Here is a 24,320-nt window from a genome sequence, read left to right as displayed (position 1 = left end):
CGCCCTGTGCGCCGGTCACAGCGGAAGTCCGAAGACGCGGGGGCCGCCCAGGGCCAGGCCTCGCTTCGTGTGCCATACCGGGGCCGCGCTGACCACCATGATGTCCACCTCCAGGCCCGGTTCGGCCTTGTCCACGTCCACGACCATGCCGTCGTCGGTCGAGATCATGCAGATCTGGTCCGGGACCGTCGCCACCACCGCCCCGTCGGCCAGGGCCAGGACGATCTCGTTGTGGGCCTCCAGCCGTACCAGCCGCTCCAGGTCCTCCGACTCGCGCAGCACGATGCTGGACGGCAGCGACGGCAACGACGGCAGGGCGAGCTCGGCGCCGTGGCCGGTGCTGCCCTCGACGCTCAGGATCCGGGCCCGGCACAGCGTGCGCACTCCGTACGGCGCCGCGGCCGAGCGGGGCACGCCCGGCTCGCCGGCGCGCATGAGCAGGCTCACCGTCTCCGGCACCAGCACCCGCGCCAGCTCGCCCGCCGTCATCGGATAGCATGCCGCCACCGCCCAGCCGCCGACCGACAGCACCACGGGACGCAGCAGTTCCTCCACCCGGCCGGCCGCCGTCTCCAGCAACACCAGCTCCCCTGACCCGCCCGCCAGGGCCAGCGGCACCGGGCTGATCCCGCCCAGTGTGTACGTGGTCTGCTCCACCAGCGGGAACACCCGCCCGGTGCCGTCTCCGTCCACCAGCGGCACCCCCAGCCCGGCCGCCGCGATGAGCGGGAGCAGGGCGTTCTCCGCCGCCAGGTTGAGCCCCACGACGGCCCCTACCCGCGCGCCCAGCCGGCGCTCCAGGGCCCGGACGGCCCGCTCGGGCTCGTCGCCGGCGGGCAACTGCTCGCCCAGCGCCGTCGTCGAACCGACCAGGCTGACCGCCACACAGAGCGTCTCCGGCGCGAGCTCGTCCGCCCGCACCAGCTCGACGCCCCGCCCGAGCACCGAGCGCGTCCAGTCGAGCGCCAGGTTGTACGACGACTCCGCCGCCCCCGTGGCGAACACCCGCGACCCCGCCGAGAGCCGGTCGAGCCCGCCGGGGTCGATCAGCCGGCCCATGGCCGCCCGTCCGCCGTCACGCGCACCCGGTAGAGCCCGTCCGGCAGGTACGACAGCGGGTTCACCGTGGTCTCCGTGATCGTCGCCGCGCCCGGCGCCGCCCCGGCACTGACCGCCCTGGTCAGGGCCTCGTCCCTGGCGTCCTGGAGCGCCCGGTCCAGCTCGGCCCGGCCGCGTGCCTGCACGATCCGCTCGACGTAGGCCCGCGGCCGCCCGAGCGCCGCGCCGTACGCGGCCACCACCCCGTCCGGCACCACCCCGTCCGGCACCACCCCGTCCGGCACCACCCCGTCCGGCACCACCCCGTCCGGCACCTCCCAGCCCCCTGAGCGCAACTGTTCGAGGGCCGTGCGCCCGCGGGCCAGGCTCGTCGTCGCGCCCAGGTCGCAGGCCAGCGGATACCGCCGGAAGTAGTGCGCCGACACCACCCCGCTGTCCGACCTGGCGAAGTACGCCGGCACCCCGGGCAACTCCCCGGCCACCTCGTCGGCGATCCGCCCCGCCGCCGGCCCGAGCGCCGCGTTGCGGATCGCCTCCACCTCCCGCTCGCGCAGCCCCGGATGACCGAACTCGTACGACAGCGTGATCCGCGCCCCCGGCACCTCGGCAGCGATGATCGCCGCCACCGCCAGCTCGTGATCGGTCAGCATCGGCGACCCCGTCGCCGTCACCGCGAAGTCCATCAGCCCGCATGTGCCCGCGAACCGGCGCACCGCCTCGGTGTCCAGCGGCGCCAGCGGCCGGCCCGTCACGCTGTGGCCGCCGCGCACGATGGTGGCGGCCCCTGAGCCGGCGGCCGGGCGCAGCGCCTCGGGGCACGGCCCGCCGACCCGGACGGCCGCGACCGCCGCCAGGGGCGCCTCGGTCAGGTCCACCGCCACGAAGGCCCGTTCGGCCGTACGGGCCAGGCTGCGGGGCACCGGCCAGAAGGGCGTGCCGTCACTGACCGCCACCATCGGCGGCGGCGACTCCCCGAGGGCGACGCCGAGGATCACTCCAGCTCGCGCCCTTCCGTCTCCGGCAGCGGCACCGCCAGCAGCGCCGTGACCACCATGAACGCGTTGATGATCAGCATGGTAGCGGTGAAGCCCGTCGCGTTCGCGAGCAGCGCGCCCACCGCGGAAGGCGCGACGGTGGTGGCCACGAGCTGCGCGGCCGTGGCCCACGAGTAGCCGGTGCCGCGCAGCGCCGTGGGGTAGAACTCGCCGTTCCAGGTGTTCCAGACGCCCCACGCGCCCAGGCTGAAGAACGACAGGACGAAGTTGCCCAGGTACAGCCCCGTCATGGACTCGGCGGTGGCGAACCAGAGCCCGCCCAGCGCCGCCGCCACCACGTACATGAGGAAGACCTTCTTGCGGCCGAACCGGCCGGTCAGGAGGGAGGCGCTGACGTACCCGGGGATCATCATCAGCGCGCTCAGCGCGGCGAAGCCGAGCGAGGCCGACAGCGTCAGCCCCTTCTCCTGCAGCAGCGTCGGCAGCCACGTCTGCAGGCCCCAGTAGCCCCAGTTGAAGACGAAGTTCAGCGCCAGCATGACGACGGTGATCCGGGCCAGCCCGCCCTTGAACAGGTCCAGCGGGCGGCCCGCGCGTCCACGCGCGACCGTGAACGTGGCCTCCGCGTCGGGGCTGCCCAGCGTGCGCAGCACGGCTCGCGCCTCCTCCTGCCGGCCCTGCCCGGCCAGCCAGTACGGCGACTCCGGCACCCACGCCCTGATCGCGAACGCCCACAGCCCCGCCGCCGCGCTGGCGATCACCACGACGTGCCAGCCCAGATCGCCCAGCGTCACCGACGCCCCGATCGCGGCCAGCATGCCGATGGGCCAGCCGATCGACAGGTAGACGGCGGCCCGCCCCCGGTGCCTGGTCGGCAGCAGTTCGAGGAAGAAGGGGAACGTGATCGTGTAGACGCCGGCCAGCGCCAGCCCCGAGGCCACCCGCAGCCCCACCAGCACCGCCGCGTTCGGGGCGAACGCCGAGGCGAGCGCGACGATCCCGTACGCCAGCAGCGACCAGAACGCCGTGGGCCTGCGCCCGAGCCGGTCGGCCACCGGCCCCCACACCAGCACGCCCGGGATCATGCCGAACGCGACCGCCGACAGCACCACGCCGACGCCCGCCTCGTCGATGCCCAGCTCGGCGCCGAGGTCGCCGGAGACGTAGACGAGGGCGAGCTGCTCCCACGACTCGATGACGAACGCGATGAACAGCGCGAGCGCGATGAGCACGTGCCGGCGGGTGAACGGCATGCGGTCGAACGCCTGGCCGATGGGCATCGTGCCGGAGTCGATGGCGGTCATGGCTGCTCCTCGGAGGGGGCGGAATCTGGGCCGCACCCTACGGCGGGCCCGCGGCGGCGCACCTGTGCGGAGCGCCCGGCCCGATCTCCCGCCCTGTGCGGCCCGCCCTGTGCGGCCCGCCCTGCTCGCCCGCGCGGCGGTCAGGCCCCACCAAGGCCCTGCCAAGGCCCCGCCAAGGTCGCGCGGGGCCGCCCCGACCGGCCCGGGTCCGCCCCGGGCCGGTGATGGGCGTGGGGTAATAACGGTCCCAAGGGGGCGAGCCGTCTCGCCGCCCGCCCGGCCACGGTGGTCATGGCGATCCCCCGATCGACTCGGCGCACACCTGCCTGAGGTGTTCCTGCCTTGGCGGTCGTCCAGAGGATCGCCCGAACACGTCAAATGTCGGCCAATTTCACTCGCGTTCGAGCTCGTGGGCCAGTTCCTCCAGCTCCGCCCCGCCCGCCATGAGCGCGGTCAGCTCCTGCGTGGTGATGTCGGCCTTGGCGTACTCGCCCACGCTCGTGCCCCGGTTGAGCAGCAGGAACCGGTCACCCACCGGATAGGCGTGGTGGGGGTTGTGCGTGATGAAGACCACGCCGAGCCCTCGGTCGCGGGCGCGGGCGATGTAACGCAGGACCACGCCCGCCTGTTTGACGCCGAGCGCCGACGTGGGCTCGTCGAGGATGAGGACGCGGGCGCCGAAGTGCACGGCCCTGGCGATGGCCACCGACTGGCGCTCGCCGCCCGACAGCGTGCCGACCGGCTGGTCCACGTCGCGGATGTCGATGCCCATGGCGCGCAGCTCCTCCCTGGCCACCCGCCTGGCCTTGGCCACGTCGAAGGCCAGGCCCTTGCGCGGCTCGGAGCCGAGGAAGAAGTTTCGCCAGACGGACATGAGCGGGATCATCGCCAGGTCCTGGTAGACGGTGGCGATGCCGCGGTCGAGCGCGTCGCGGGGGCTCGACAGGCGCACCTCCCGCCCGTCCACCAGGTAGCTGCCGGTGTCGTGCTGGTGCACCCCCGAGAGGATCTTGATCAGTGTGGACTTGCCCGCGCCGTTGTCGCCGAGCACGCAGGTGACCTGCCCGGCCGCGACGCTCATCGACACGTCCCGCAGGGCCAGCACCGAGCCGAACGTCTTGCCGATGCCCCTGGTCTCCAGGATCAATGCTTCACCTCCTCGGCGTAGCGCCTGACCAGGCGGTTGGCCAGCGTGGCCAGCAGCAGCATCGCGCCGAGGAAGAACTTGAACCAGTCGGCGTCCCAGCCCAGGAAGACGATGCCCTTGTCGGCCATGCCGAAGATGACCGCGCCGATGGCGGCCCCGATGGCGGAGCCGTACCCGCCGGTGAGCAGGCAGCCGCCGATCACGGCGGCGATGATGTAGATGAACTCCTGCCCGATGCCGATGTTGGCCTGCACGGACGTGTACCGCAGCGCGAGGATCGAGCCGACCAGCCAGGCGGCGAACGCCGTGGTCATGAACAGGGCGATCTTCGTCCGGGCCGCGGGCACGCCCACCGCCCGCGCGGCCTGCTCGTTGCCGCCCACCGCGAAGATCCAGTTGCCCACCCGCGACCGCATGAGCACCCACGTGGCCACGGCCGTCACCAGGATCCACCACAGGATGGCGATCCGGAACGAGGTGCCGCCGATCTCGATCGTCCCGGCCAGCACGGCGCTCGCGCCCTCGAACCCCTCGGCCCGGCGCAGGCCGCTGACCTGCACGGTCCCGGTGATGGCCTTGGTGACGCCGAGGTTGACGCCCTGCAGCATGAGGAACGTGCCCAGCGTCACGATGAAGCTGGGCAGCCGCGTCCTGGTCACGATCAGCCCGTTGGCGAGCCCGACGGCCAGCGCGACCACGAGCCCGGCGAGCATGGCCAGCCAGACGTTCAACCCGAACCGGGTGGCCAGCGTCACCAGGATCAGCCCGCTGGTCCCGGTGAGCACGCCCGCCGACAAGTCGAACTCCCCGCCGATCATCAGCAGCGCCACCGCGACCGCCATGATGCCGAGAGTGGCGGCCGGGTCGAGCCAGTTGGCGATGCCGGCCGGCGAGCGGAAGACCGGCGACTGCGCGGCGAAGAAGACGAACACCACCACGAGCCCGACGACCGCGCCGAGCTCCGGCCTGATGAGCAGGCGCCGGGCCATCCCGACGTCGGCGACCCGCTCATCCGCCGTCATCGTCATCGTGTGCCCGCCTCGGCCAGCTTGGCCACCTGCGCGGCGTTGTCCTTGGTCACGAAGCCGGGTCCGGTGTTGACGGGCAGGCCGCCGCCGACGGTGTTGAGGTTGGCCTTGTAGAGGTTGAGGAAGGTGATCGGCAGGTAGCCCTGGAGGTACTGCTGCTGGTCCACGGCGAAGAGGATCTCCCCGTCGTTGATCGCGGTGACCACGTCGGCCGACAGGTCGAAGGTGGCCAGCTTCGCCTGCGAGCCGGCGTCCTTGATCGCGTCCCTGGCGGCCACCGCGACGGCCGGATTGAGCGCCAGCACGCCGTTGACCGCCTGGTCGGACTGGAGTTTGGCGGTGACCTTCGAGGTGACGTCGGCCAGGTTGCTCACGTCCACCTGCAGCCGCTCGACCGTGCCGCCCAAGGTCTCCTCGGCGCCCTTGCAGCGCTGGTCGAGCCCGACGTTGCCGGCCTCGTGGATGACGCACAGCAGTTTGGTGACGCCGGCCGTCTTGAGCTGCTCGCCGGCGCCGCGCCCGGCCACGTCCTCCGACTGGCCGACGTGGGTGATCGCGCCCAGCGCCTTGGAGGAGTCGGCGCCGGAGTTGACGGTGACGACCGGGATCTTGGCGGCGACGGCCTTGCCGATGGCCTCCTTGAGCGCGTCGGGGTTGGCCAGGGAGACCACGATGCCGTCCACCTTCTCGGAGACGGCCTGGTCGATGAGCTGGGACTGCTTGGCCGGGTCGCCGTCGCCCTGGTAGGTCACGGTCACGCCGTACTGTTTGCCGGCCGCCTCGGCGCCGTTCTTGACCACGTCCCAGAAGGAGTCGCCTGGGGCTCCGTGGGTGATGACGGCGAAGTCGCCGCCGCCTCCCGCGGCGGGGGCGGCGGCGGCGGAGGTCGCGGGAGGGGCGTTCTGCCCGCTCTGACCTCCCGAGGATGAGCAGCCGGTCAGGGCCAGCGCGCCCAGCAGGGCCAGCACGATCGGGGTACGTCTCACAGGACACCTCCAAGACCAACGAGCTAGCCCTGGTTGTACCTCAATGTCATCTCTTTGTATAGACATGCTGACCTATGCCCGTCACGACCACCGATGGGCCTCGGTGAACGCGCCGTGTGTGCTTACCTATCCGCGAGTGTCGCCCTTGTAACCCCCGTGGCCCCTCCTGTCACAGCGCTGTCACAGCGCGGTAATGGGCGATGAAAGCGACGGCTAAGGGGTAATATGCACTCCCCCGACCAGCTTTCTCACGACCGGCGCGGTGAGCCATTTTCGCTGACACGACCACGGCGGGCGGCCACGCCCTCGTCCCGCCGGCGTACCGGCGCCGGCCATGAACGCCGCCCGGCGCTGGGCCGGCCGGATGGCGGCGGGCTGGAGACGAGCGAGGAGCCGGCACGGCTGGCTGGACCACACGGTGCGCGCCGTCATCCGCTACGACAAGACCGACGCCGGTCGGCTGTCCGCCGCCCTCGCCTATTACTCGTTCTTCGCCACGTTCGCCCTGGCGCTGCTGGGCTTCGCCATCCTCAGCCATTTCCTGGACTATCCCCCGGCGCTGGCCCAGGTGCAGCGCTACCTGAGCGACACCTTCCCGCGCCTCGACGTGCGGGCGCTGCGCGACGCCGGCGGGACGGCCGGGCTGGTGGCCTGCGTGGTGCTGCCGCTGACGGGGCTGTTCTGGATGGACACGCTGCGCTCGGCGACCAGGGCCATCTGGCAACTGGAGGAATATCCGGGCAAGTTCCTCCTGCGCCAGGTCATCGACCTGGGCGTGGTGGCGGGGCTCGGGGTGCTGCTGTCCCTGTCGCTCACCATCGCCTTCGCCGCCGAATGGGTGCTGACCTGGCTCGTGGTCAACACCGTCGGCGTGCAGGCCACGCCCGCCCGCGGGGTGCTGTCGGTGGCGGCGTTCGTGCTCGGCATCGGCGTCAACATGCTGCTGGCCATGGCGTTGCTGACCGCGCCCCCGCGGCTGCACCTGCCGCCGCGCCGGGTGATCGGGCCGGCGCTCGTCATCACGATCGGCCTGGAGATCCTCAAGACCGTCGGCCAGGCCCTGCTCAACATCACCGCCTCCAACCCGGCCTACCAGGTCGTCGCCGGAGCGGTGGCGATGCTGCTCTTCCTCAAGGTGCTCAGCCAGCTCATCCTGTTCGCCACCGCACTGGCGGCCACCAGCGGCACCGGCGACGTCAGGGACCTGGCCGACCGGCGCGACCCCGGCTCTCCTCCGGACGACCGGGAACAGCCGGCGCCGGACATGGGCGGTGACGTGTCCACGGGGGCGGCGTAACGTGAGGTGGTGGCAGACGATCTAGAGGTCCAGCGGGCCCTCACAGACCTCAACCTGGCGATCAAGGTTCTGCAGCACTCACCTGCGGACCTGAGGACGAAACGGCGTGCCGTCAAACGGGTGATGTGGGCGGCGTGGCGGGTGCAGCGCAGGTTGAAGCGGATCCGGCGGCGGCGCGACGAACGGGCACCGGAGCCGGCCACGTAACGGGCCCCCTGGCGAGCAGAAGGGTGACGGGCGATGCGTTCCCCCCTCGCGGTCGTACTGGCCGCCGCGATGTGCGTGTTCCTGCCCCCGCCGGCCGCGTCGGCGACCCCCGGCGACCGGCCGTTACCGGGGTACACCATCGACAACCCGCCGCTGGCCCCGGCCCTCGTGCACGGCCGGCCCAGCCGGGTGCACCAGGGCGTGCACGAGCACGCCGCCTTCACCGCCGAGGTGCCGCCGCGCTGGAACGGCGATCTGGTGATGTGGGCGCACGGCTACCGCGGCGACACGCGGGTGCTCACCGTGGACGAACCGGCGTACGGGCTGCGGCAGCGGCTGCTCGACCAGGGCTACGCCTGGGCCGCCTCCTCCTACTACGCCAACGGTTATGACGTGCGCGCGGGCGTGCTCAGCACCCGTGCGCTCACCGAGCGCTTCGCGCGGACGGTGGGCCGGCCGCGCCGGACGTACATCATGGGCGTGTCCATGGGCGGTCACGTCACCGCCCGCTCCATCGAGGAGTACCCCGGCCGGTACGCCGCCGCGTTGCCCATGTGCGGGGTGCTCGGCGACCACGAGCTGTTCGACTTCTTCCTCGACTTCCACCTCGTCGCGCAGGACCTGGCCGACGTGCCCGCCTATCCGATCCCGGACGACTATGCGACCTCCGTCGTGCCCCGGATCAAGGAGCGGCTGGGGCTCACCGGCGGGGCCGATCCGGCCGGTGATCCCGGCCGGCAGTTCCGCTCGATCGTCGTCGAGCTGGGCGGCGGGGAGCGTCCCGGGGCCGCGGCGGCGTTCGCGTACTGGCAGGACTTCCTGTTCGGGCTGGCCGGCCCTGACGGGGGCGGACCGCTGGCAGAGGAGCCGGGCAGGGTGGCGACCAACCGCGGCACCGTCTACCGGCCCGCCACGCCCGTGGACGTCAACGCGACCGTCCAGCGGGTGGACCCGGCGGACCCGGCGGCGCGGCACACGCGGCGGCTGACCGCGGTGCCGGCCGTCTCGGGCCGGATCGACGTGCCCGTGCTGTCGCTGCACGGGCTGGGCGACAACTTCGTGCCGTTCTCGATGGAGCGGTACTACCGGGCCGACGTGGCCGCGCACGGCCGGTCCCGGCTGCTGGTGCAGCGGGCGATCCGCGCGGCGGGGCACTGCGAGTTCAGCGCCGCCGAGGCCGGCGCGGCCTGGGACGATCTCGTCCGCTGGCAGCGCACCGGCCTGCGTCCCGCGGGCGACGACGTGACCAGCCCGGCCACGGTGGCCGACCCCGCCTACGGCTGCCGCTTCACCGACGCGTCTGCTCACCCCACCGGCACCAGGCCGCTCTATCCTCCCTGCCCGGCGTGACGGGGAGGCGCCGCCGTCAGTCGTGTGACGTCTTGGCGGGCGGGCCCGACCTGGCGTGCTCGCCGTCGTGCTGCCCGTCCAGCGGGATCTTCTCACCGCCGTAGGCGCGGCTCATCTTGAGCCGGAGCCGGCCGAGCGGGCCCCTGGCGGCCTCCGGCAGCACGCCGGCGCCGTCCTCGGTGCTGCCGGGGAGCATCGGGACCGGCTTCTTGCCCTCCACCAGGGCCTCGATGTCGCCCGCGGGCGCCGCGTGGATCTCGACGAACTCGCCGTGCGGCAGGCGCTTGATGACGCCCGACTCGACGCCGTGGCCGATCGTGGCGGCGTCGGAACGCTGCAGGCCCAGGCACATCCGGTAGGTGATCAGGTAGGCGAGGGCCGGGCCGAGGAAGATCAGCACCCGCCCGATGTACGTCGTCCAGTTGAGGCTGATGTGGAAGTTGGACGCGATCACGTCGTTGGCGCCCATCAGCCAGAGCAGGCCGTAGAAGGTGACGGCGGTGACGCCGATCGCGGTGCGGTGCGGGTTGTTGCGCGGCCGGTCGACGATGTGGTGCTCGCGCCGGTCGCCGGTGACCCACTGTTCCAGGAACGGGAAGAGCACCAGCCCGGTGATGATCAGCCCCAGCGGCAGCAGCGCCGGGATGAGCACGCTCAGTGGCACCGTGCCGGCGTGGGCGGTGCCGAAGAGGTTGATCTCCCAGGACGGCATGAGCCGCAGCGAGCCTTCCAGGAAGCCCATGTACCAGTCAGGCTGGGAGCCGGCCGAGATGTCGGCCGGCGTGTAGGGGCCGAACAGCCAGATCGGGTTGATCTGGGTGAAGGTCGCGAGCCCGGCCGTGACGGCGGTCGTGAACAGCAGGTACGCCCCCGACTTGGCCATGAAGGCCGGCAGCAGCGGGGCGCCCACCACGTTCTTCTCCGTGCGTCCCTTGCCCGGCATCTGCGTGTGCTTCTGCACCCACATCAGCACGAGGTGAGCGGTGATCAGCGCCAGCAGGATCCCCGGGATCAGCAGGATGTGCAGCGTGAAGAAGCGCGGGATGACGTCCTCGCCGGGATATTCGCCGCCGAAGAGGAAGAACGACAGGTACGTGCCGATCAGCGGGATCGACAGCAGCACGCCCTGGGTGATGCGCAGGCCCGCTCCCGACAGCAGGTCGTCGGGCAGCGAGTAGCCGGTGAGCCCCTCGAACAACGACAGCGCGAACAGCGCGATGCCGATCAGCCAGTTGATCTCGCGCGGCTTGCGGTAGGCGCCGGTGAAGAAGATCCGCAGCATGTGCACGACCAGGCCGGCGGTGAACAGCAGCGCGGCCCAGTGGTGGATCTGCCGGATCAGCAGGCCGCCGCGCACGTCGAAGCTGATCCGCAGCGCGGAGGCGTAGGCGTCGGACATCTCCACGCCTTGCAGCGGGGCGTACGAGCCGTCGTAGACCACGTGCCCCATGCCGGGCTCGAACCAGAAGGTGAGGAACGTCCCGGTGAGCAGCAGGATGATGAACGAGTAGAGCGCGATCTCGCCCAGCAGGAACGTCCAGTGGTCCGGGAAGATCTTGCGCAGGTTGCGCTTGAAGAACCCGGCCACCCCCAGGCGGTCGTCAAGATACCTGCTCGGCCCGCTGATGAATTTCGGCGGTGTGCTCATGCCTGGCCTTCCGCGGGACGGCCTCGCGGATCGGACAACCCCCCTTGTCCGATCCGCGAACCGGCGTTTCCCGTACGTGCTGTGAGTTCGATGATCATCGGGACGGCCGCCTCCCCGGCGGGGAGGCGGGTCGGGGCCGGGTGGGTCAGCGCTTGGCGGCCAGGCTGCCGACCGGGTGCTCGCCCTCGGTCTGCAGCCGGTACTCGTGGCCTGAGACGGCCCGGTTGTCGTCGATGACCCGCTCCGAGGGGGCAGGTTCGCCGCCCATGAGGGCTTCCTGCATCTTCTCGAAGCGTTCGTGGGCCTCCTGCACGTACCCGGTGCCCAGCGTGGTGAGGTCGATCTGGGTGGCCAGCAGCTCCCGCAGATAGGCCTTGTTCGGCTCGAACGTCACCGGCGCCGGCAGCTCGGGCGCGCACACCTGCTCAGGGTCACGGCCGTCGAGCCGCTTGAACAGCTCGGCGGCCAGGCGCAGGTGCTCCAGCTCCATGTTCAGGTGCAGCTCCCAGATCGCCTTCACCTTCGGATCCGACTCGGTCTCCATGAACGAGTGGTACAGGTAGCACTCGTTGTACTCGTGGTTGAGCAGCATCTCCCACCAGCTCTCGCCCGGGTCGACCAGCGACTCGTAGTGGGTGACGTGCTCCTCCTCGATCATCCCGATCTCCTGGTAGAGCTGCCGGGCGATCGGCTCCATCGCGGTCGGGCCGACGTTCATGTAGAAGTTCATCGTCTGCTGCTCGGCCGACATGATCGTCAGGGCGTGCAGTTTGGAGATCGGCGCCGTGCTGGAGCGGTCGTAGGGCTCGCGCACGTTGTCGACGGGGTCGCGATGATGCAGGTACGTCGGCCGGCCCGGCATCACCTCGGTCACCCCGTCGACGATCTTCTCCGCCTTGCGGTGCTCGATCATCTCGTACAGGTTGGCGTAGCGGTAGAGATGGTCGAAGTCCTCCAGCACGCCGAACTGGTAGGCCTGCTTGAGGTAGGAGTCCGGCTCCATCCGCGCCACCCACGCGGTCAGGTCGACCGCCACCTGCTCGTAGGCGATCGTGGTCTCCAGCACCGAGGACACTCCGGGCAGCAGCCAGTTGACCACCTTCTGCTGCTGCGCCTCGATGTAGCGCACCCGGGCCAGCTGCTGCTTGATCTCCGGGTCCGGGCAGTGGCGGGCCAGGTGGTGGCTGAACATGATCGCCTCCACCTCGATCCCGTTCATCGTGATGATCCGGCACCTGGTGTAGGGATCGGCGTGGTCGGGATCGATCGGGACGACGTTCAGCTCACGCCAGTTGCGCAGTTGCTTGTCCAGCGGGATGCCCCGCTCCCGCAACGGGTTGAAGGTCATGTCCATGCGCTCCTTCGCGCTCGTCCGGAATGCCGCGGTCCGCCCGCCTACCCGAGGCTTCCCGGAGCAACCTCTGGCCGCCCTCGGCGAAAGCTCCGCATTCGGTAAGGATCGCGACATGCGCCGGTCTCCGCCCGGCTCCGCTCGTGGTCCAGGCGGGGCCCGAGCGGGCGCGGGAGACGGGCCTGAGCGCGGGCATCGGCGCCAGGGCGTGGCTCGGCGCGGGCACGGACGGCGGCGCGGGAGCGCGGACGCCGCCGGCGGACAGGACCAGCAGGACCGCGAGCGCGGCCAGGCCGAGGGCCACCAGCAGCACGCACCAGAGCTCCCGCCAGGTGGTGTGGGCGGCGTAGCGCTGCGCCCCCGCCCTGCGGCAGGCGGCGTTGAGCGACTCGACGCGGCGGACGAAGGCACGGTCCCCGCGGCGGAGTTCCTGTTCGATCTCGCCCAGGATCCGGCGTTCCCGGTCCGACAGGTCCATCGCCGGGCACCGCGTCAGCCGGACGAGGGCAACGGCGGCCGGCCGCCGGGCTTGGTCGTCGTCATGTCAGGCTCCCGTCCCATCAGGCCCAGTGACGTCAAATACGGTCACAGGCGTAGTCGGTCACCGGCGCCGAGCGGGGGTGAGGGCACGGATCATCGTCGATCGGTACGCGTTCTCCTCACCGGAATGTTGTGCTGCATACCCAGCGATTCCCGGTTCATCCCCCGGTGATCGGGAATCGGGTGATCAGCCGGTTCCCGCGCTGAGCGCTCGCGCCACGGGGCGGCGGGCCGCCAGGCGGGCGGGCAGGGCGGTGAGCGCGGCCGTCGCCAGGAGGGTCGCGAGCGCGCCCGCGAGCAGCCAGGACGAGGGCGCCTCCACCGCGTTCCTGGCGGCGAAGATCGAGAGCAGGCCGCGGCCCAGGGGGATGCCGATGACGGCGCCGGGCAGGGCGGGCAGGAGCTGGGCGGCCGACAGCCCCGCGGAGATCTGGCCGGGGGTGGCGCCGAGCGTGCGCGCGACGGCCATGTTCGCCTCGGCCTCCATGGCCGTGGTCCAGGTGAACGTGATGGTGTTCACCACGGCGAGCGTGATGAGCAGGACGGCGACGGCGAGCATGAGCCGGCGGTCGTGCTCGCCGCGCAGGTTGGGCAGGACGGAGGAGCCGCCCAGGCCGTAGCCCCGCTCCGTCTGGGCGTGCAGGGTCAGCAGGGCCACGATCGCGATCACCGTGACGGCGGTGGAGCACGCCTGCAGCACGGCGCGGCCCGGCCGGCGGGCGGTCAGCCGCAGCCCGAGCAGGAGCGGCGTGGGCAGCAGCGCGGACAGCGCGGTGAGCAGGGGACGGTGGCGGGGCGGGCGGGCGGTGGCGGTCAGCGCCGTGACGGTCGCCGTGCGCATGGCCCGCAGCGTGGGGCGCAGCGTGGACAGCACCGCCACCGCCACGGCGAGCAGGGTCGCGGTGACGACGGCGGCCGTGCCGGGCCCGGCCGCGTCGCCGATCCGGCTGTCGGTGGGGCTGGCGATGGCGGGCACGCTCAGCCGGGCGATCAACAGCCCCAGCGCGTCGCCGGCCAGCGCCAGCGCCAGGTATTCGGTGAGCAGCACGGTGGCGATCAGGCCGGGGCCGGCGCCGACGGCCTTGAGCAGCCCGGCCCTGCGTGTCTGCGCGGCGGCGCGCCCGGCGGCCAGCGCCGCCACCCCGGTGATCGCCAGGAAGCCGATCAGCCAGCTTCCGACGACCAGGATCGGCTGGCTGCTCCTGAGCAGGGTCAGGTCCTGCCTGGCCGTGAACTGCCAGGGGTGGAAGTTCAGCCGCAGACCGGCCTCGCGGTGGGCCTCTCGGTGGGCCTCGCGGAAGGTCTCGGCGCGGGCGGGGTCGCGCAGCGCGAGGTCGAGGGCGAGGGTCACCGGCAGGTCATGGGAGGCCGCGAGTGTCTTGGCGTCCGATGTGGTCATCCAGGCCAGGCCGCTGTAGTCGCTGCCCGCGCCGCCGGGGCCGATCTGCGCCGCCCCCGGGTAGACGGAGGTGGCCGCGGTGACGGCGATCCCGACGACGGGGTACGACCGGCCGGCGATGGTGACGCGGTCGCCGACGCCGACGCCGAGCGCGGTGGCGAAGCCGCGTTCGAGTACGGTGCCGCCGGGGCGTACCCAGTGGCCCGAGGTCGTCAGCGGGCGGTTGACCGCGCCCGGCCGCTCCGCGAAGCCGTGCACCACCACGTTGGAGATCCGGCCGCGGACGGCGAGGTCGGCGTAGACGATGCGGTAGGGGCCGTGGTGGGCGGTGACCTGCGGATCCCGCGCCAGCGAGGACAGGGCCGAGGTCACGGCGCGCCCGGACTCGCCGGAGAGCACCACCACGTCCGGTCCCGCGGTGGCCGCGCGGGTCTGCTCGTACAGCGCGTCGCTCACGCCGTTCAGTGACAGGCCCAGGGCCATCGTGGCGGTGGCCACGGTCACCGCGAGCAGCAGCATCGCCGCCTGGAGCCGGTGCCGGCGCACGTCGGCCGGCACCAGGCGCAGGATGAGCACGAGGGAGCCCATGGCGTTCAGTCCCCCAGCCCGATCAGCCCGCCGAGCCCGCGCGGGCGGGCGGCGGCCATCCGCAGGTCGTCGACGAACATCCCGTCGCGCATCGAGATCAGCCGGTCCGCCGTGGCCGCCACCCGCTCGTCGTGGGTGACGATCACGAACGTCTGCCCGGCTGAACGCAGCTCCCCGAAGATGCGCAGCACGTCGTGGGTGGCCGCGCTGTCGAGGTTGCCGGTGGGCTCGTCGGCCAGGACGACCAGGGGGTCGTTGACCAGGGCGCGGGCCACGGCGACCCGCTGGCGCTGCCCGCCCGACAGCTGGGCGGGCAGGTGCCGGGCGCGCGCGGCGAGCCCGACCCGCTCCAGCAGCCGGCCGGCCCGCCGCCTGGCCTGGCGGCGTGAGCGGCCGGCCAGCAGCGCGGGCAGCTCCACGTTCTCCGCCGCCGTCAGCTCCTCCATCAGGTGAAAGGCCTGGAAGACGAATCCCACCGAACGGCGGCGCAGGCGGGCCAGGGCTCGCTCGCTCAGCGTGTCGACGCGCCGCCCGGCCAGCCACACCTCTCCGCCGGACGGCCGCTCCAGGCCGCCCAGCAAATGCAGCAGTGTGGACTTGCCACAGCCGCTGGGGCCCATGATCGCCAGTGTCTGGCCCTGGGGCACCTCCAGGTCGATCTCGTCCACGGCGCGGACCCCGCTCTGGCCCTGGCCGTGCAGTTTCACCAGGCCGCGGGTCACGACCGCGGCGGCATTCGACCCGTTCATTTGTCCTCGGCTTCGTCGTCGGCCCTGGACCAGGCTCGTTCGCAGGCGTCGAGCCAGCGCAGGTCGGCTCGCATCCGGAGCATGACCCCTTCCAGCAGCAGGCCCGCGCCCGGCCCCGCCATCCCCCCAGGCTCTGTTCGCGCCGACTCTGTGTGCGCCGGTTCTGCCAGCGCCGCCTGCTGGGCCTCGCGCAGGCGGCGCAGCAGCTCGCGGCGCTGGGCCGCCACCAGCTCCACCGGGTCGGCGAGCCGGGCCGCCGCGGCGGCGGCGAGCTTGAGATGGAACTCCGCCAGGTCGGGTTTCGGCCAGCCCACCTCGGCCAGCCAGGCGGCCACCCGCTGCTGCCCGGCCGGCGTCAGCGCGTGGACCTTGCGCTCGGGCCGCTCGGGCAGGCCGTCCTCGCGCTCGGAGGTCACCAGGCCCGCTCGCTCCAGCCGGGCCAGCGTGACGTATATCTGCCCCCGGTTCATCGACTCGCCCAGCGGGCCGAGGCTGCGCCGCAGCCGTGCTTGCAGCTGGTACCCGTGCAACGGCTCCTTGGCGAGCATCGCCAGCACCGCGTCCTGCATGACACCCCCTAACGGTTGGCCAATAGATAGCGGTTACCCATAGAAGGTGTCAAAACAGCGCGAAATGGAACGTTCTACGCCGAGGGCAGCGCCCTCAGGCGGGCGGCCACTGGCGCAGGGCCAGGTCGGCCACCAGTTCGAGGTCGTCGCGGGCGACGCCGCCGGCGGCCTGGACGGCGATGCCGTTGGCCACGGTCATGAGGTAGCGGGCGAGCAGCCCGGGATCGGACCCGGCGGGCAGGTCGCCCTCGTCCACGGCCCGCTGGAACCGTTCTTTGAGCAGCGTGACGCCGTTGTCGCGCCAAGCCGCCAGCGTGTCGCGGGCGCCGCGGCCGGACTCGCCCGCCGCCAGCGAACCCTGCACGCCGAAGCAGCCGGCGGGGCAGCCGGGGCGCGTGGTGGCCTCGACGGCGCCGGCGAGGAAGGCGGCGGCGACCTGCCGCGCGACCGGCTCCTCCAGAGCCCGGGGGACGTACGCGGCGGGGCCGTCGTTGTAGCGCCGCAGGGCCAGGTGGAACAGCTCCTCCTTGCTGCCGAAGGCGGCGTACATGCTGGTGCGGCTGATGCCCATGGCCCTGGTCAGGTCGGTGAGGCTGGCGCCCTCGTAGCCCTGCTCCCAGAAGACGCGCATGGCCCGGTCGAGTGCCTCGTCCGGGTCGAAGCCACGCGGCCGGCCGATCGGCGCCTTCCCCTGGGTCTGCATGAGGCGAGTCTACCGCTTTTTGTACCGGACAGTGCGGAAGTGCTATCGTCGACTTCTGTACCGATCGATGCATAAATATGACGAGGTGAGAGCCATGGGAACGCTGGAGAACAAGACCGCCGTCATCACCGGCGGCGGAACGGGCATCGGCCTGGCCACGACGCGGCGGCTGGTGGCCGAGGGCGCGCACGTGTTCATCACCGGGCGCAGGAAGACCGTCCTCGACGCGGCGGTGGAGAGCATGGGCCCGGCGGCGGTGACGGCCGTGCCCGGCGACATCGCGGAGCCGGCCGACCTGGACCGCCTCTACGCCGCGGTCAGGGATCGGGGCCGGGGCCTGGACGTGCTGTTCGCCAACGCCGCCGCCGCCTCGTTCGCGACGCTGGAACAGACCACCGAGGAGCACCTGGACCAGATCCTCGGTGTCAACCTCCGCGGCACGCTGTTCACGGTGCAGAAGGCGCTGCCGCTGCTCAACGACGGCGCGTCGGTGATACTCAACTCCTCGGTACGAGCCGGCGACGGCGTCGCGGCGTTCGGCGCGTACGCGGCCTCCAAGGCGGCGATCCGATCCTTCGCCAGGACCTGGGCCAACGAGCTCAAGGACCGCGGCATCCGGGTCAACGCGATCTCCCCCGGCACCATCGACACGCCCGGGCTCGACGGGGTGGCCGAGGGGACGGAGGACGCGGCCCGCGCCAAGGCACGCTTCATCGAGGCCGTCCCGCTCGGCCGGATCGGGCGCGCGGACGAGGTCGCCAACGTGGTGGCCTTCCTCGCCTCCGACCAGGGCAGCTTCTTCCTGGGCGCCGACCTGGTCGTGGACGGTGGCGAGATGCACCTCTGAGCAGCGCTTCGACGAAGCGCCGCTCCATCGGGGCGCCGCTCCGCCCGAGCGGCGCCGCACCGGAGCATCGCCGGCACCCGACCGCCGCACCCGAGCGCCGCCTCATCCGAGCGCCGCCTCATCCGAGGATTACCTCACCGCAAATTGACGAATCCTCTTTCCTGTAACGGAGTTCCGGCGTAGCCTCGGGAGTGACGGTGAAAAGCCGTCCGCATCAGGCCGACCTACTCCCCCGGGGGTTGCTCATGCCCGTCAACCGCGCGCACTCGCCGACATGCTGAGGACGACGGCCATGCCCACCACGCTCAGCGTGAACAGCCGCCTCTCCCCCGCCGGGGTGCACGTCACCGTGGCGGGGGAACTCGACGCCACCAACGCCGGGCGCCTGGAGTCCGCCATCGCCGGCGCGTGGCGGCCCGGCCGGCCGCTGATCCTGGATCTGCACAGGCTCACGTTCATGGACAGCAGCGGGCTGCACGTGCTGCTGCGGGTGCGGGCCGACGTCCTGGCGGGGGCGGGCAGCCTGCGGCTGGCCTCCGTACAGGATCTGCCGGCACGGCTCCTTCAGATCACCGGGGTCTGGGACACCCTGGACATCTACGACAACATGGCGGAAGCCGCCGCCGCGCTCGCCCCGTCCCTGGTCGCCGACCTCGGCTGAGCCCGTCGCGGCCCTGGGCCGGTGACGTTCACTGCTCGCCGAGGCCGGTGCAGTGGGTGATCGTCGCGTCGTCCGGCCGTACCGCGTGGCGGGCCTCCGCCTGCCGGACGCGGCGGATGATCTCGGCGGGCCCGTCCGAAGCCAGCACGGCCAGGACCTCGGGCCAGCCGGTCCTGAACTCGTCCGCGAGGCGGGCGGCTCCGTTGCTGAGCAGGACGGCGCCGGACAGCTCCACGATCGGGCAACTTCCCGTGACGGCCTCGCCGGCCGCCCGCGGGTCGTCCTTGGCCAGCCAGAAACCGCCCGGCGCGTTCCTGTGGGAGCGCAGGTCGTTCAGGATCCGCTGGTATGCGTCGGTGCCCTGTCCCGCTGCCTCCAGCGCGGGCACGTACGAGCTGCTGATGACCACCTCGCGCGGGTCGGTGACGACGATCGGCGCGCCGTCCGCCCGGTCGAGCACGAGGAACGAGTCGCCGAGCACGAGGTATTCGAGGACGCCGCCGGAAACGCGCAGCATGGCGACGGTCGCCGAAGGGCCGATGGGGTCGGCGACGGCGCAGGTGCCGCGGTGGGCGTCCGTCACCCGCTCGATGGCCTCGGCGAGCAGCTCGCGCAGGCCGCGGTCGGGTCCTGACGCGAGCAGGGCGAGGAGGGTGGCGCCCAGGCGGGAGGCGTACCAGGCGACGCCGTGGCGGCACGTCGCCTCGGCGCCGGGGATGCCGGCGCCGTCGACCAGCACCGCCCCGGTCGGGACTGCGCCGGTGAAGTCCTCGTTGACGCGGCCGGAGCGCGCCGCGACGCTCGCCATCGACACCCGCATGCCCGCCATCCTCCCGCCGATCAACGTGCCGACCATCCAACCATCGGCGCTAGCGTCCCCGCGGTCAGCCGAACATGCCGACGACGTACGCGCCCGGCACCAGCGCGACGGTGAGGGCGACGGCCCACCAGCGGGGGGCCGGGCCGTTCCGCAGCAGCCCGAGCCCGAAGGGCACCAGGGCGACGGCGAGCCCCGCCAGGGCGAGCAGCGAGATCGGGTCGCTGCTGCCCTTCAGCACGCCCAGCGGCAGCGCGTGCCCCAGCGCCAGCGCCACGCACCTGACCACACCGAACGGACCCGCGCCGAACGCCCTGGCGCGGAAGGCGCCGACGGCGAGCACGATCCAGCCACCCATGATGCAGACGGAGGTCGCCTTGAAGACGTGGAAGGCGCCGTAGGTGTCCGCGACGGCCCGCCGTGCCGCCTCCAGCCCAAGCTCGTCCACCATCTGGAACGCCAGATGGCTCACGCCGGCGTGGAAGACCCGCCCGAACAGCCCGAGCACGACCAGCGTGGCGCCCCACCCGGCCCAGCCGGGATGCGTCACGGCGATGCGCCGGGCCAGCGCCGTGGTGGCCGGCCAGAGCAGCACCACGCCGGCGGCGAACAGCCCGTACGACACGGCCATCCGTCCCGGATCGGCGGCGTAGGCGGCGAGCTGGCCGGGAAAGAAGTCGTCCGCGCCGATCCGGGTGAGGACCGCCGCGATGAGCAGCAGGGGCCCCAGCACCGCGCCGGTGCCTTCGGCCCAACGGCCGGGAATCGAACGTGTGTCTGTCATGCCGACCATCCAAGTGCCGGCCGGGCCCGCGCACACGGGCGCGCGGGTGAGACCTGGAGGTAGTCCTGGCACTAGCCGCCGTTCCCATCGGGAAGATGTTTGAGCTGTTTCGGCGGGGTAGGCCCCAGGGTTTGCGAACGCGGCCGGAGTGCGGAGTAGGTGGTCTTCATCCCGATCGCGCTCATGCCGACCTTCGCGTCGGCGAGCTTGGTGGTCAGCGTACGGGGCAGGCCGGACGGGCCCAATACGAGCGTCCAGTGCACTTTGACGCCGGGGGCGAGCTCCCACCACACGGTGTCCCTGGTCCACGCCGAGACGCGGCGCAGGTCCTTGACGCTCATGCTGCCCGTGTATGTCGTCCCCTTGCGGGCGGAACGGGACAGCAGGGCCTTCAGGGTGCTCGGCTCGGCGGCGTTGACGAAGTCGCCGAACATGGCGGTCGTCCCGCACGTCCAGCCCGGCGACTGCCTGAACCAGGTCTTGCCGTGTCGTCCTGCTCGTCGTCGCCGCCGCTCACGTTCAGCTTGGCCGTGAGGTCGGAGGCGGCGATGCCGCGCCGGTCGAACCGCACCCGCCCCGAGCGGGCCAGGGTGGAGGCGGACTTGCCGACGGTCCGCTGCTTGAGCGTCACCCCTTTGCCGGGTGAGAGCTGGGCGCGCAGGGCGGCGAGCGGGTCCTTGGGGGCGGCCAGCGCCGGCGTGCCGGTCGCCAGGACGACGCCGTCGGCGACGAAGCACAAGATCACGTCTTTCACGCCGATGATCATGCTGGTCGCAGATCACGACGGGACGACGTTTCCACCCTCCGGCGCCCGGCCGCGGCCGCATTTTTCCGGAGACCGAGATTTACACGGAATTTTGTCTGATTTGTGGCGTTTGTCGCTAATTTGAGGAATGTACGGCGAATTTCGCAGCCGCAGTGATCCATACCGGATCTGGAGGCATCATGAGCATGTACGCGGCCCGGATGCACGGCCTCAAGCAGCCGTTGCAGATCGACGAGGTACCGATTCCCGAACCCGGCCCCGAGGAGGTCCTCGTCAAGGTCCGGGCGACGGGGATGTGCCGGAGCGATTACCAACTCATCGACGGATATTTCCCGATCGACCTTACGTTCCCCTACATTCCCGGCCACGAGGTGGCGGGCCAGGTCGAGCGGCTCGGCGCCGACGTTCCCGCCTCGGCGGGCCTGGCGGAAGGGGACCTGGTGGTCGTCTATCCCGCCTGGGGCGACGGCACCTGCCGGCAGTGCCACGAGGGCAATGAGCAGCTGTGCACCGGCAGCGGCGGCTGGATCGGCTTCGGCCCGCCGGGAGGCTTCGCCGAATACGTCAACGTGCCCAGCCGTCATCTCATCCGGATCGACCCGGACGCGGGCCTGGAGCCCGAATACCTCGCGCCGCTGGTGGACGCCGGGCTGACCCCGTACCGGGGGATGAAGCGGCTGCGTGCCGCCGGCCGGCTGGCGCCCGGACGCACGGTGGCCGTCAGCGGGATCGGCGGGCTGGGCGGCTACGGCGTGCAGTACGCGCGCCTGCTCGGCGGCGGAGCCACCGTGGTGGCCTTCGCCCGCGACGACGCCAAGCTCGCGCTGGCCAGGGAGAACGGCGCCGACCACACGATCAACACCCGCGGCAAGACGCCTGATCAAGTACGGGCCGAGCTCGCCGAGCTGACCGGCCGCGGCGAGATCGACGCCGCGCTCGACTGCTCGGGCGCCTCGCAGTCACTGGAGCTCAACGCCGCGCTCCTGGCGGCCGAGGGCACGCTCGTGTCGGTGGGCCTGATGGGTGACAGCGTCGAGTTCCCGGTGTTCCCGTTCGTGTCGGGTGAGCGGACGTTCTCCGGATCCTTCTGGGGCAACCACAACGACCTCACCGAGGTGCTCGCCTACGCCGGCCAGGGGCGGGTCAAGCACACGGTCACTCCGATCAGCCTCGGCGACATCAACGACAAGCTGGACGAACTGGGCCGGGGCCACGTGATCGGCCGCGTGGTCGTCGTCTTCGACTGATCTGCCATCAGCGCAGATCGAGGGGGAAATGTCATGGCGAAGTTCCTGTTCGTGATGACCGGTGCGGCGTACTGGACGCTCAAGGACGGCACCAGGCACGCGACCGGGTACTGGGCCGAGGAGTTCGTGGCCCCGTACCGTGCGTTCACCGAGGCCGGGCACGAGATCACGGTCGCCACTCCCGGCGGGGTGGTGCCGTACGTGGACATGATGAGCCTGCGGCCCGACCTGGCCGGAGGCGCGGAGACGGCGCTCGGCCTGGAGGAGACGATCCGGTCGGCGGAGGCGCTGCGGCGGCCGATCATGCTGCCGGACGCCCGCCTGGACGACTACGACGCCCTCTACCTTCCCGGCGGCCACGGCCCCATGGAGGATCTGTGGCAGGACGCGGACGCCGGCCGGCTGCTGACAGCGGCGCTGGCCTCCGGCAAGCCGCTGGGCATCGTCTGCCATGCCCCGGCCGCGATGCTGGCCACCCGGATCCACGGCCGGTCGCCGTTCGCGGGCCGGCGGGTGACCGCGTTCACCAATGAGGAGGAGAACGCGGTCGGGCTGGCGCCGATGGCGCGCTGGCTGCTGGAGGACGAGCTGGTCGCTCTTGGCGTGGAGTTCAGCAAGGGCGAGATGTGGCGGCCGTACACGGTGACCGACGGCAACCTGTTCACCGGGCAGAATCCCGCTTCGTCGGCGGAGCTGGCCGGGCGGCTGCTCAAGGTGCTGTGAACCGCCACCGAGCCGGCTTCGGCCACCGGCCGTCCGTTGACCATTCGTGACCGGCTTCGGCCGCCGCTAACCGTCCGTCTTGCCCTGCCGGGTGCGCTGGTAGTGGCGCCTGGCCTTCATGCGGTTGCCGCAGCCGGCCATCGAGCACCATCGGGCGTTGTTCGGCCTGCTGTGATCGATCAGGAAGAGCCGGCACTCGTCGTTGGCGCAGGCACGCAGCCGCCCTGGGCCGGACACGCGCAGCGCGTCCCACGTCAGTACGGCGCGCGCCGCCGCGACGCGCCCGACGGGCAACCGCGGGGTCCACTCGATCCCCTCGTCCCCCTCGCCGCCGAGCGAGGCCAGGAACGACACGCCCTCGACGAAGCGGGCGAGCGCGGCGGGGGGCGCGTCGCCGCGTACGACGTCCTGGAGTGCCGAGCGGGCGTCCAGCGCGGCGCGCCACTCCTCCTCCGAGGCCGGCTGACCGTGCGCGGAGAGCCAGCGCAGCCCGTCGGCGGGGTCTGCCAGCAGGTCGGACGGCTGTCCTTCGTGTACGGGCGTGGTGTTCAGCAGGTCGAGGAGCAGCTTCTCGTCGGTATCGATCACCATGACGAACCTAACCTCCAAAGTCTCCTTGACAGGTTACAGCAGGCCATGCTTGAGTCTAACCATCAAAATGACTTATAGGAGTTAGACATGACTGCCGTTCACCACCGCTACGCCACCGTCCAGGGCCGGCGGCTGTTCTACCGGGAGGCCGGCCCCGCGGACGCGCCGGTCATCGTGCTCCTGCACGGCTACCCGACCAGCTCATTCATGTTCCGCCACCTGATTCCCGCGCTCGCCGACCGCTATCACGTGATCGCGCCCGACCACCTCGGGTTCGGGCTGTCGGACGCCCCGCCGGCCGACGAGTTCGACTACACCTTCGACGCCCTCACCGGCCTCACCGCCGGCCTGCTCGACCAGCTGGGCGTGTGGCGCTACGCCGTATACGTCCAGGACTACGGCGCCCCGATCGGCTGGCGGCTGGCCCTGGACGACCCGGCGGCCGTCACGGCGATCATCACGCAGAACGGCAACGGGTACGCCGCCGGCTTCGTCCCGGAGTTCTGGCAGAGCGTGTGGGACTACCACCGGGAGCAGACGCCCGAGACGGAGCGCGCGATCCGCACCGCGCTGAGCCTGGAGGCCATCCGCTGGCAGTACCTCACCGGCGTCCCGGACGAGAGCCTGGTCAGCCCCGACACGTGGCACCATGACCACGCGCTGGTGTCCCGTCCCGGCAACGACGCGATCCAGCTCGCCCTGTTCCGCGACTACGCGACCAACCCGCCGCTGTACAAGGAGCTGCACGCCTACCTGCGGGCGAACCAGCCGCCGCTGCTCGCCGTGTGGGGCAAGGGCGATGAGATCTTCGGGCCCGACGGGGCTCGCGCGTTCGCCCAGGACGTCCCGAACGCGGAGATCCATCTGCTGGACGGCGGGCACTTCCTGCTGGAGAGCGCGGGTGACGAGGTGGCCGGCCTGATCCGCGACTTCCTGTCCCGCACCACCGCCGACCGCTGACCCG

Annotated in this window: 26 protein-coding genes; 8 read left to right on the top strand and 18 right to left on the bottom strand. The window is 71.8% G+C overall.

All coding sequences use genetic code 11. From position 1 onward, the window contains the following. Positions 1 to 15: 15 nt before the first annotated feature. From AB0C28_RS40375 to AB0C28_RS40350, 6 genes are all read right to left on the bottom strand, one after another. A complete protein-coding gene (locus tag AB0C28_RS40375; RefSeq protein ID WP_358080608.1) occupies positions 16 to 1,059 on the bottom strand; it encodes a DUF917 domain-containing protein in 1,044 nt (347 codons plus the stop codon). After that, entirely contained in the window at positions 1,047 to 2,054 is a 1,008-nt protein-coding gene (locus AB0C28_RS40370) for a hypothetical protein (RefSeq protein ID WP_358080606.1), read from the bottom strand. The genes AB0C28_RS40375 and AB0C28_RS40370 overlap by 13 nt, the downstream gene beginning before the upstream one ends. Further along, positions 2,051 to 3,358, bottom strand: a complete 1,308-nt coding sequence (locus AB0C28_RS40365; RefSeq protein ID WP_358080604.1) for an MFS transporter — start codon at positions 3,356 to 3,358, stop codon at positions 2,051 to 2,053. Before AB0C28_RS40365 ends, AB0C28_RS40370 begins: the two co-directional genes overlap by 4 nt. 391 nt (positions 3,359 to 3,749) lie before the next feature. Further along, entirely contained in the window at positions 3,750 to 4,505 is a 756-nt protein-coding gene (locus AB0C28_RS40360) for an ATP-binding cassette domain-containing protein (RefSeq protein WP_357850022.1), read from the bottom strand. Further along, a complete protein-coding gene (locus AB0C28_RS40355; RefSeq protein WP_358080602.1) occupies positions 4,502 to 5,533 on the bottom strand; it encodes an ABC transporter permease in 1,032 nt (343 codons plus the stop codon). The genes AB0C28_RS40360 and AB0C28_RS40355 overlap by 4 nt, the downstream gene beginning before the upstream one ends. Next, complete coding sequence (locus AB0C28_RS40350) at positions 5,530 to 6,519, bottom strand: sugar ABC transporter substrate-binding protein (protein ID WP_358080600.1); 990 nt, start codon at positions 6,517 to 6,519, stop codon at positions 5,530 to 5,532. The genes AB0C28_RS40355 and AB0C28_RS40350 overlap by 4 nt, the downstream gene beginning before the upstream one ends. A 334-nt stretch (positions 6,520 to 6,853) precedes the next feature. Here AB0C28_RS40350 and AB0C28_RS40345 point away from each other — a divergent pair, with 334 nt between their 5' ends. The 3 genes from AB0C28_RS40345 to AB0C28_RS40335 are packed head-to-tail and all read left to right on the top strand — an operon-like array spanning position 6,854 to position 9,373. Next, on the top strand, positions 6,854 to 7,816 hold the full coding sequence (locus AB0C28_RS40345; protein WP_357850031.1) for a YihY/virulence factor BrkB family protein: 963 nt from the start codon (positions 6,854 to 6,856) through the stop codon (positions 7,814 to 7,816). 9 nt (positions 7,817 to 7,825) lie between these two features. Beyond that, positions 7,826 to 8,023 (top strand): hypothetical protein, encoded by a 198-nt coding sequence (locus tag AB0C28_RS40340; RefSeq protein ID WP_357850034.1) that lies wholly within the window; start codon positions 7,826 to 7,828, stop codon positions 8,021 to 8,023. A gap of 33 nt (positions 8,024 to 8,056) precedes the next feature. Then, positions 8,057 to 9,373 (top strand): hypothetical protein, encoded by a 1,317-nt coding sequence (locus AB0C28_RS40335; protein WP_357850037.1) that lies wholly within the window; start codon positions 8,057 to 8,059, stop codon positions 9,371 to 9,373. A gap of 16 nt (positions 9,374 to 9,389) precedes the next feature. Here the strand turns inward: AB0C28_RS40335 and AB0C28_RS40330 are convergent, their stop codons facing one another. The 7 genes from AB0C28_RS40330 to AB0C28_RS40300 all read right to left on the bottom strand — a co-directional run bounded on the left by AB0C28_RS40330 (position 9,390) and on the right by AB0C28_RS40300 (position 16,920). Beyond that, positions 9,390 to 11,021 (bottom strand): ubiquinol-cytochrome c reductase cytochrome b subunit, encoded by a 1,632-nt coding sequence (locus tag AB0C28_RS40330; protein WP_357850040.1) that lies wholly within the window; start codon positions 11,019 to 11,021, stop codon positions 9,390 to 9,392. 145 nt (positions 11,022 to 11,166) lie between these two features. Then, on the bottom strand, positions 11,167 to 12,369 hold the full coding sequence (locus tag AB0C28_RS40325) for a ferritin-like domain-containing protein (RefSeq protein ID WP_358080598.1): 1,203 nt from the start codon (positions 12,367 to 12,369) through the stop codon (positions 11,167 to 11,169). Continuing rightward, the gene (locus AB0C28_RS40320; RefSeq protein WP_357850046.1) at positions 12,305 to 12,850 is read right to left on the bottom strand and encodes a DUF3040 domain-containing protein; all 546 of its coding nucleotides are present in this window, start codon (positions 12,848 to 12,850) and stop codon (positions 12,305 to 12,307) included. The genes AB0C28_RS40325 and AB0C28_RS40320 overlap by 65 nt, the downstream gene beginning before the upstream one ends. 249 nt (positions 12,851 to 13,099) lie before the next feature. Further along, positions 13,100 to 14,899, bottom strand: coding sequence for an FtsX-like permease family protein (locus AB0C28_RS40315; protein WP_358080596.1), 1,800 nt, complete (start codon positions 14,897 to 14,899; stop codon positions 13,100 to 13,102). Between the two features lie 5 nt (positions 14,900 to 14,904). Beyond that, the gene (locus AB0C28_RS40310) at positions 14,905 to 15,648 is read right to left on the bottom strand and encodes an ABC transporter ATP-binding protein (RefSeq protein WP_357850052.1); all 744 of its coding nucleotides are present in this window, start codon (positions 15,646 to 15,648) and stop codon (positions 14,905 to 14,907) included. After that, positions 15,645 to 16,217 (bottom strand): PadR family transcriptional regulator, encoded by a 573-nt coding sequence (locus tag AB0C28_RS40305; RefSeq protein ID WP_358080594.1) that lies wholly within the window; start codon positions 16,215 to 16,217, stop codon positions 15,645 to 15,647. Before AB0C28_RS40305 ends, AB0C28_RS40310 begins: the two co-directional genes overlap by 4 nt. 94 nt (positions 16,218 to 16,311) lie before the next feature. Further along, complete coding sequence (locus tag AB0C28_RS40300; protein ID WP_357850059.1) at positions 16,312 to 16,920, bottom strand: TetR/AcrR family transcriptional regulator; 609 nt, start codon at positions 16,918 to 16,920, stop codon at positions 16,312 to 16,314. Positions 16,921 to 17,014: 94 nt separating this feature from the next. On the opposite strand from AB0C28_RS40300, the gene AB0C28_RS40295 reads away from it, so the two are divergent. Together AB0C28_RS40295 and AB0C28_RS40290 are read left to right on the top strand one after the other, a co-directional pair. Continuing rightward, positions 17,015 to 17,767 carry an SDR family oxidoreductase gene (locus AB0C28_RS40295; RefSeq protein WP_358080592.1) on the top strand — a complete coding sequence of 251 codons (753 nt, stop codon included), beginning with the start codon at positions 17,015 to 17,017 and terminating at the stop codon, positions 17,765 to 17,767. Positions 17,768 to 18,041: 274 nt separating this feature from the next. Beyond that, entirely contained in the window at positions 18,042 to 18,428 is a 387-nt protein-coding gene (locus AB0C28_RS40290) for an STAS domain-containing protein (protein WP_358080591.1), read from the top strand. A 28-nt stretch (positions 18,429 to 18,456) separates the two neighbouring features. Here AB0C28_RS40290 and AB0C28_RS40285 read toward each other — a convergent pair whose 3' ends face one another. The 4 genes from AB0C28_RS40285 to AB0C28_RS40270 all read right to left on the bottom strand — a co-directional run bounded on the left by AB0C28_RS40285 (position 18,457) and on the right by AB0C28_RS40270 (position 20,783). After that, positions 18,457 to 19,284 (bottom strand): integrase, encoded by an 828-nt coding sequence (locus tag AB0C28_RS40285; protein ID WP_358080589.1) that lies wholly within the window; start codon positions 19,282 to 19,284, stop codon positions 18,457 to 18,459. 28 nt (positions 19,285 to 19,312) lie between these two features. Continuing rightward, positions 19,313 to 20,029, bottom strand: coding sequence for a hypothetical protein (locus AB0C28_RS40280; RefSeq protein ID WP_358080588.1), 717 nt, complete (start codon positions 20,027 to 20,029; stop codon positions 19,313 to 19,315). Between the two features lie 71 nt (positions 20,030 to 20,100). Beyond that, positions 20,101 to 20,463, bottom strand: coding sequence for a hypothetical protein (locus AB0C28_RS40275; protein WP_358080586.1), 363 nt, complete (start codon positions 20,461 to 20,463; stop codon positions 20,101 to 20,103). Beyond that, positions 20,421 to 20,783, bottom strand: a complete 363-nt coding sequence (locus tag AB0C28_RS40270; RefSeq protein ID WP_357850077.1) for a hypothetical protein — start codon at positions 20,781 to 20,783, stop codon at positions 20,421 to 20,423. The genes AB0C28_RS40275 and AB0C28_RS40270 overlap by 43 nt, the downstream gene beginning before the upstream one ends. A 191-nt stretch (positions 20,784 to 20,974) precedes the next feature. Between AB0C28_RS40270 and AB0C28_RS40265 the strand changes: the two genes are divergently transcribed. Together AB0C28_RS40265 and AB0C28_RS40260 are read left to right on the top strand one after the other, a co-directional pair. Next, positions 20,975 to 22,042, top strand: a complete 1,068-nt coding sequence (locus AB0C28_RS40265; protein WP_357850080.1) for an alcohol dehydrogenase catalytic domain-containing protein — start codon at positions 20,975 to 20,977, stop codon at positions 22,040 to 22,042. A gap of 33 nt (positions 22,043 to 22,075) precedes the next feature. After that, entirely contained in the window at positions 22,076 to 22,765 is a 690-nt protein-coding gene (locus tag AB0C28_RS40260) for a type 1 glutamine amidotransferase domain-containing protein (RefSeq protein WP_358080584.1), read from the top strand. A 66-nt stretch (positions 22,766 to 22,831) separates the two neighbouring features. Here the strand turns inward: AB0C28_RS40260 and AB0C28_RS40255 are convergent, their stop codons facing one another. After that, entirely contained in the window at positions 22,832 to 23,356 is a 525-nt protein-coding gene (locus AB0C28_RS40255; protein WP_357850086.1) for a CGNR zinc finger domain-containing protein, read from the bottom strand. A gap of 87 nt (positions 23,357 to 23,443) precedes the next feature. Here AB0C28_RS40255 and AB0C28_RS40250 point away from each other — a divergent pair, with 87 nt between their 5' ends. Continuing rightward, complete coding sequence (locus AB0C28_RS40250) at positions 23,444 to 24,316, top strand: alpha/beta fold hydrolase (protein WP_357850089.1); 873 nt, start codon at positions 23,444 to 23,446, stop codon at positions 24,314 to 24,316. The last annotated feature ends 4 nt before the right edge of the window (positions 24,317 to 24,320 follow it).

This window comes from Nonomuraea sp. NPDC048892 (genome assembly GCF_040649735.1).
Taxonomy (GTDB): Bacteria; Actinomycetota; Actinomycetes; order Streptosporangiales; family Streptosporangiaceae; genus Nonomuraea; species Nonomuraea maheshkhaliensis.
The sequence above is the reverse complement of the archived record's forward strand: the minus strand, read 5'-3'. Positions and strand labels throughout refer to the sequence as shown.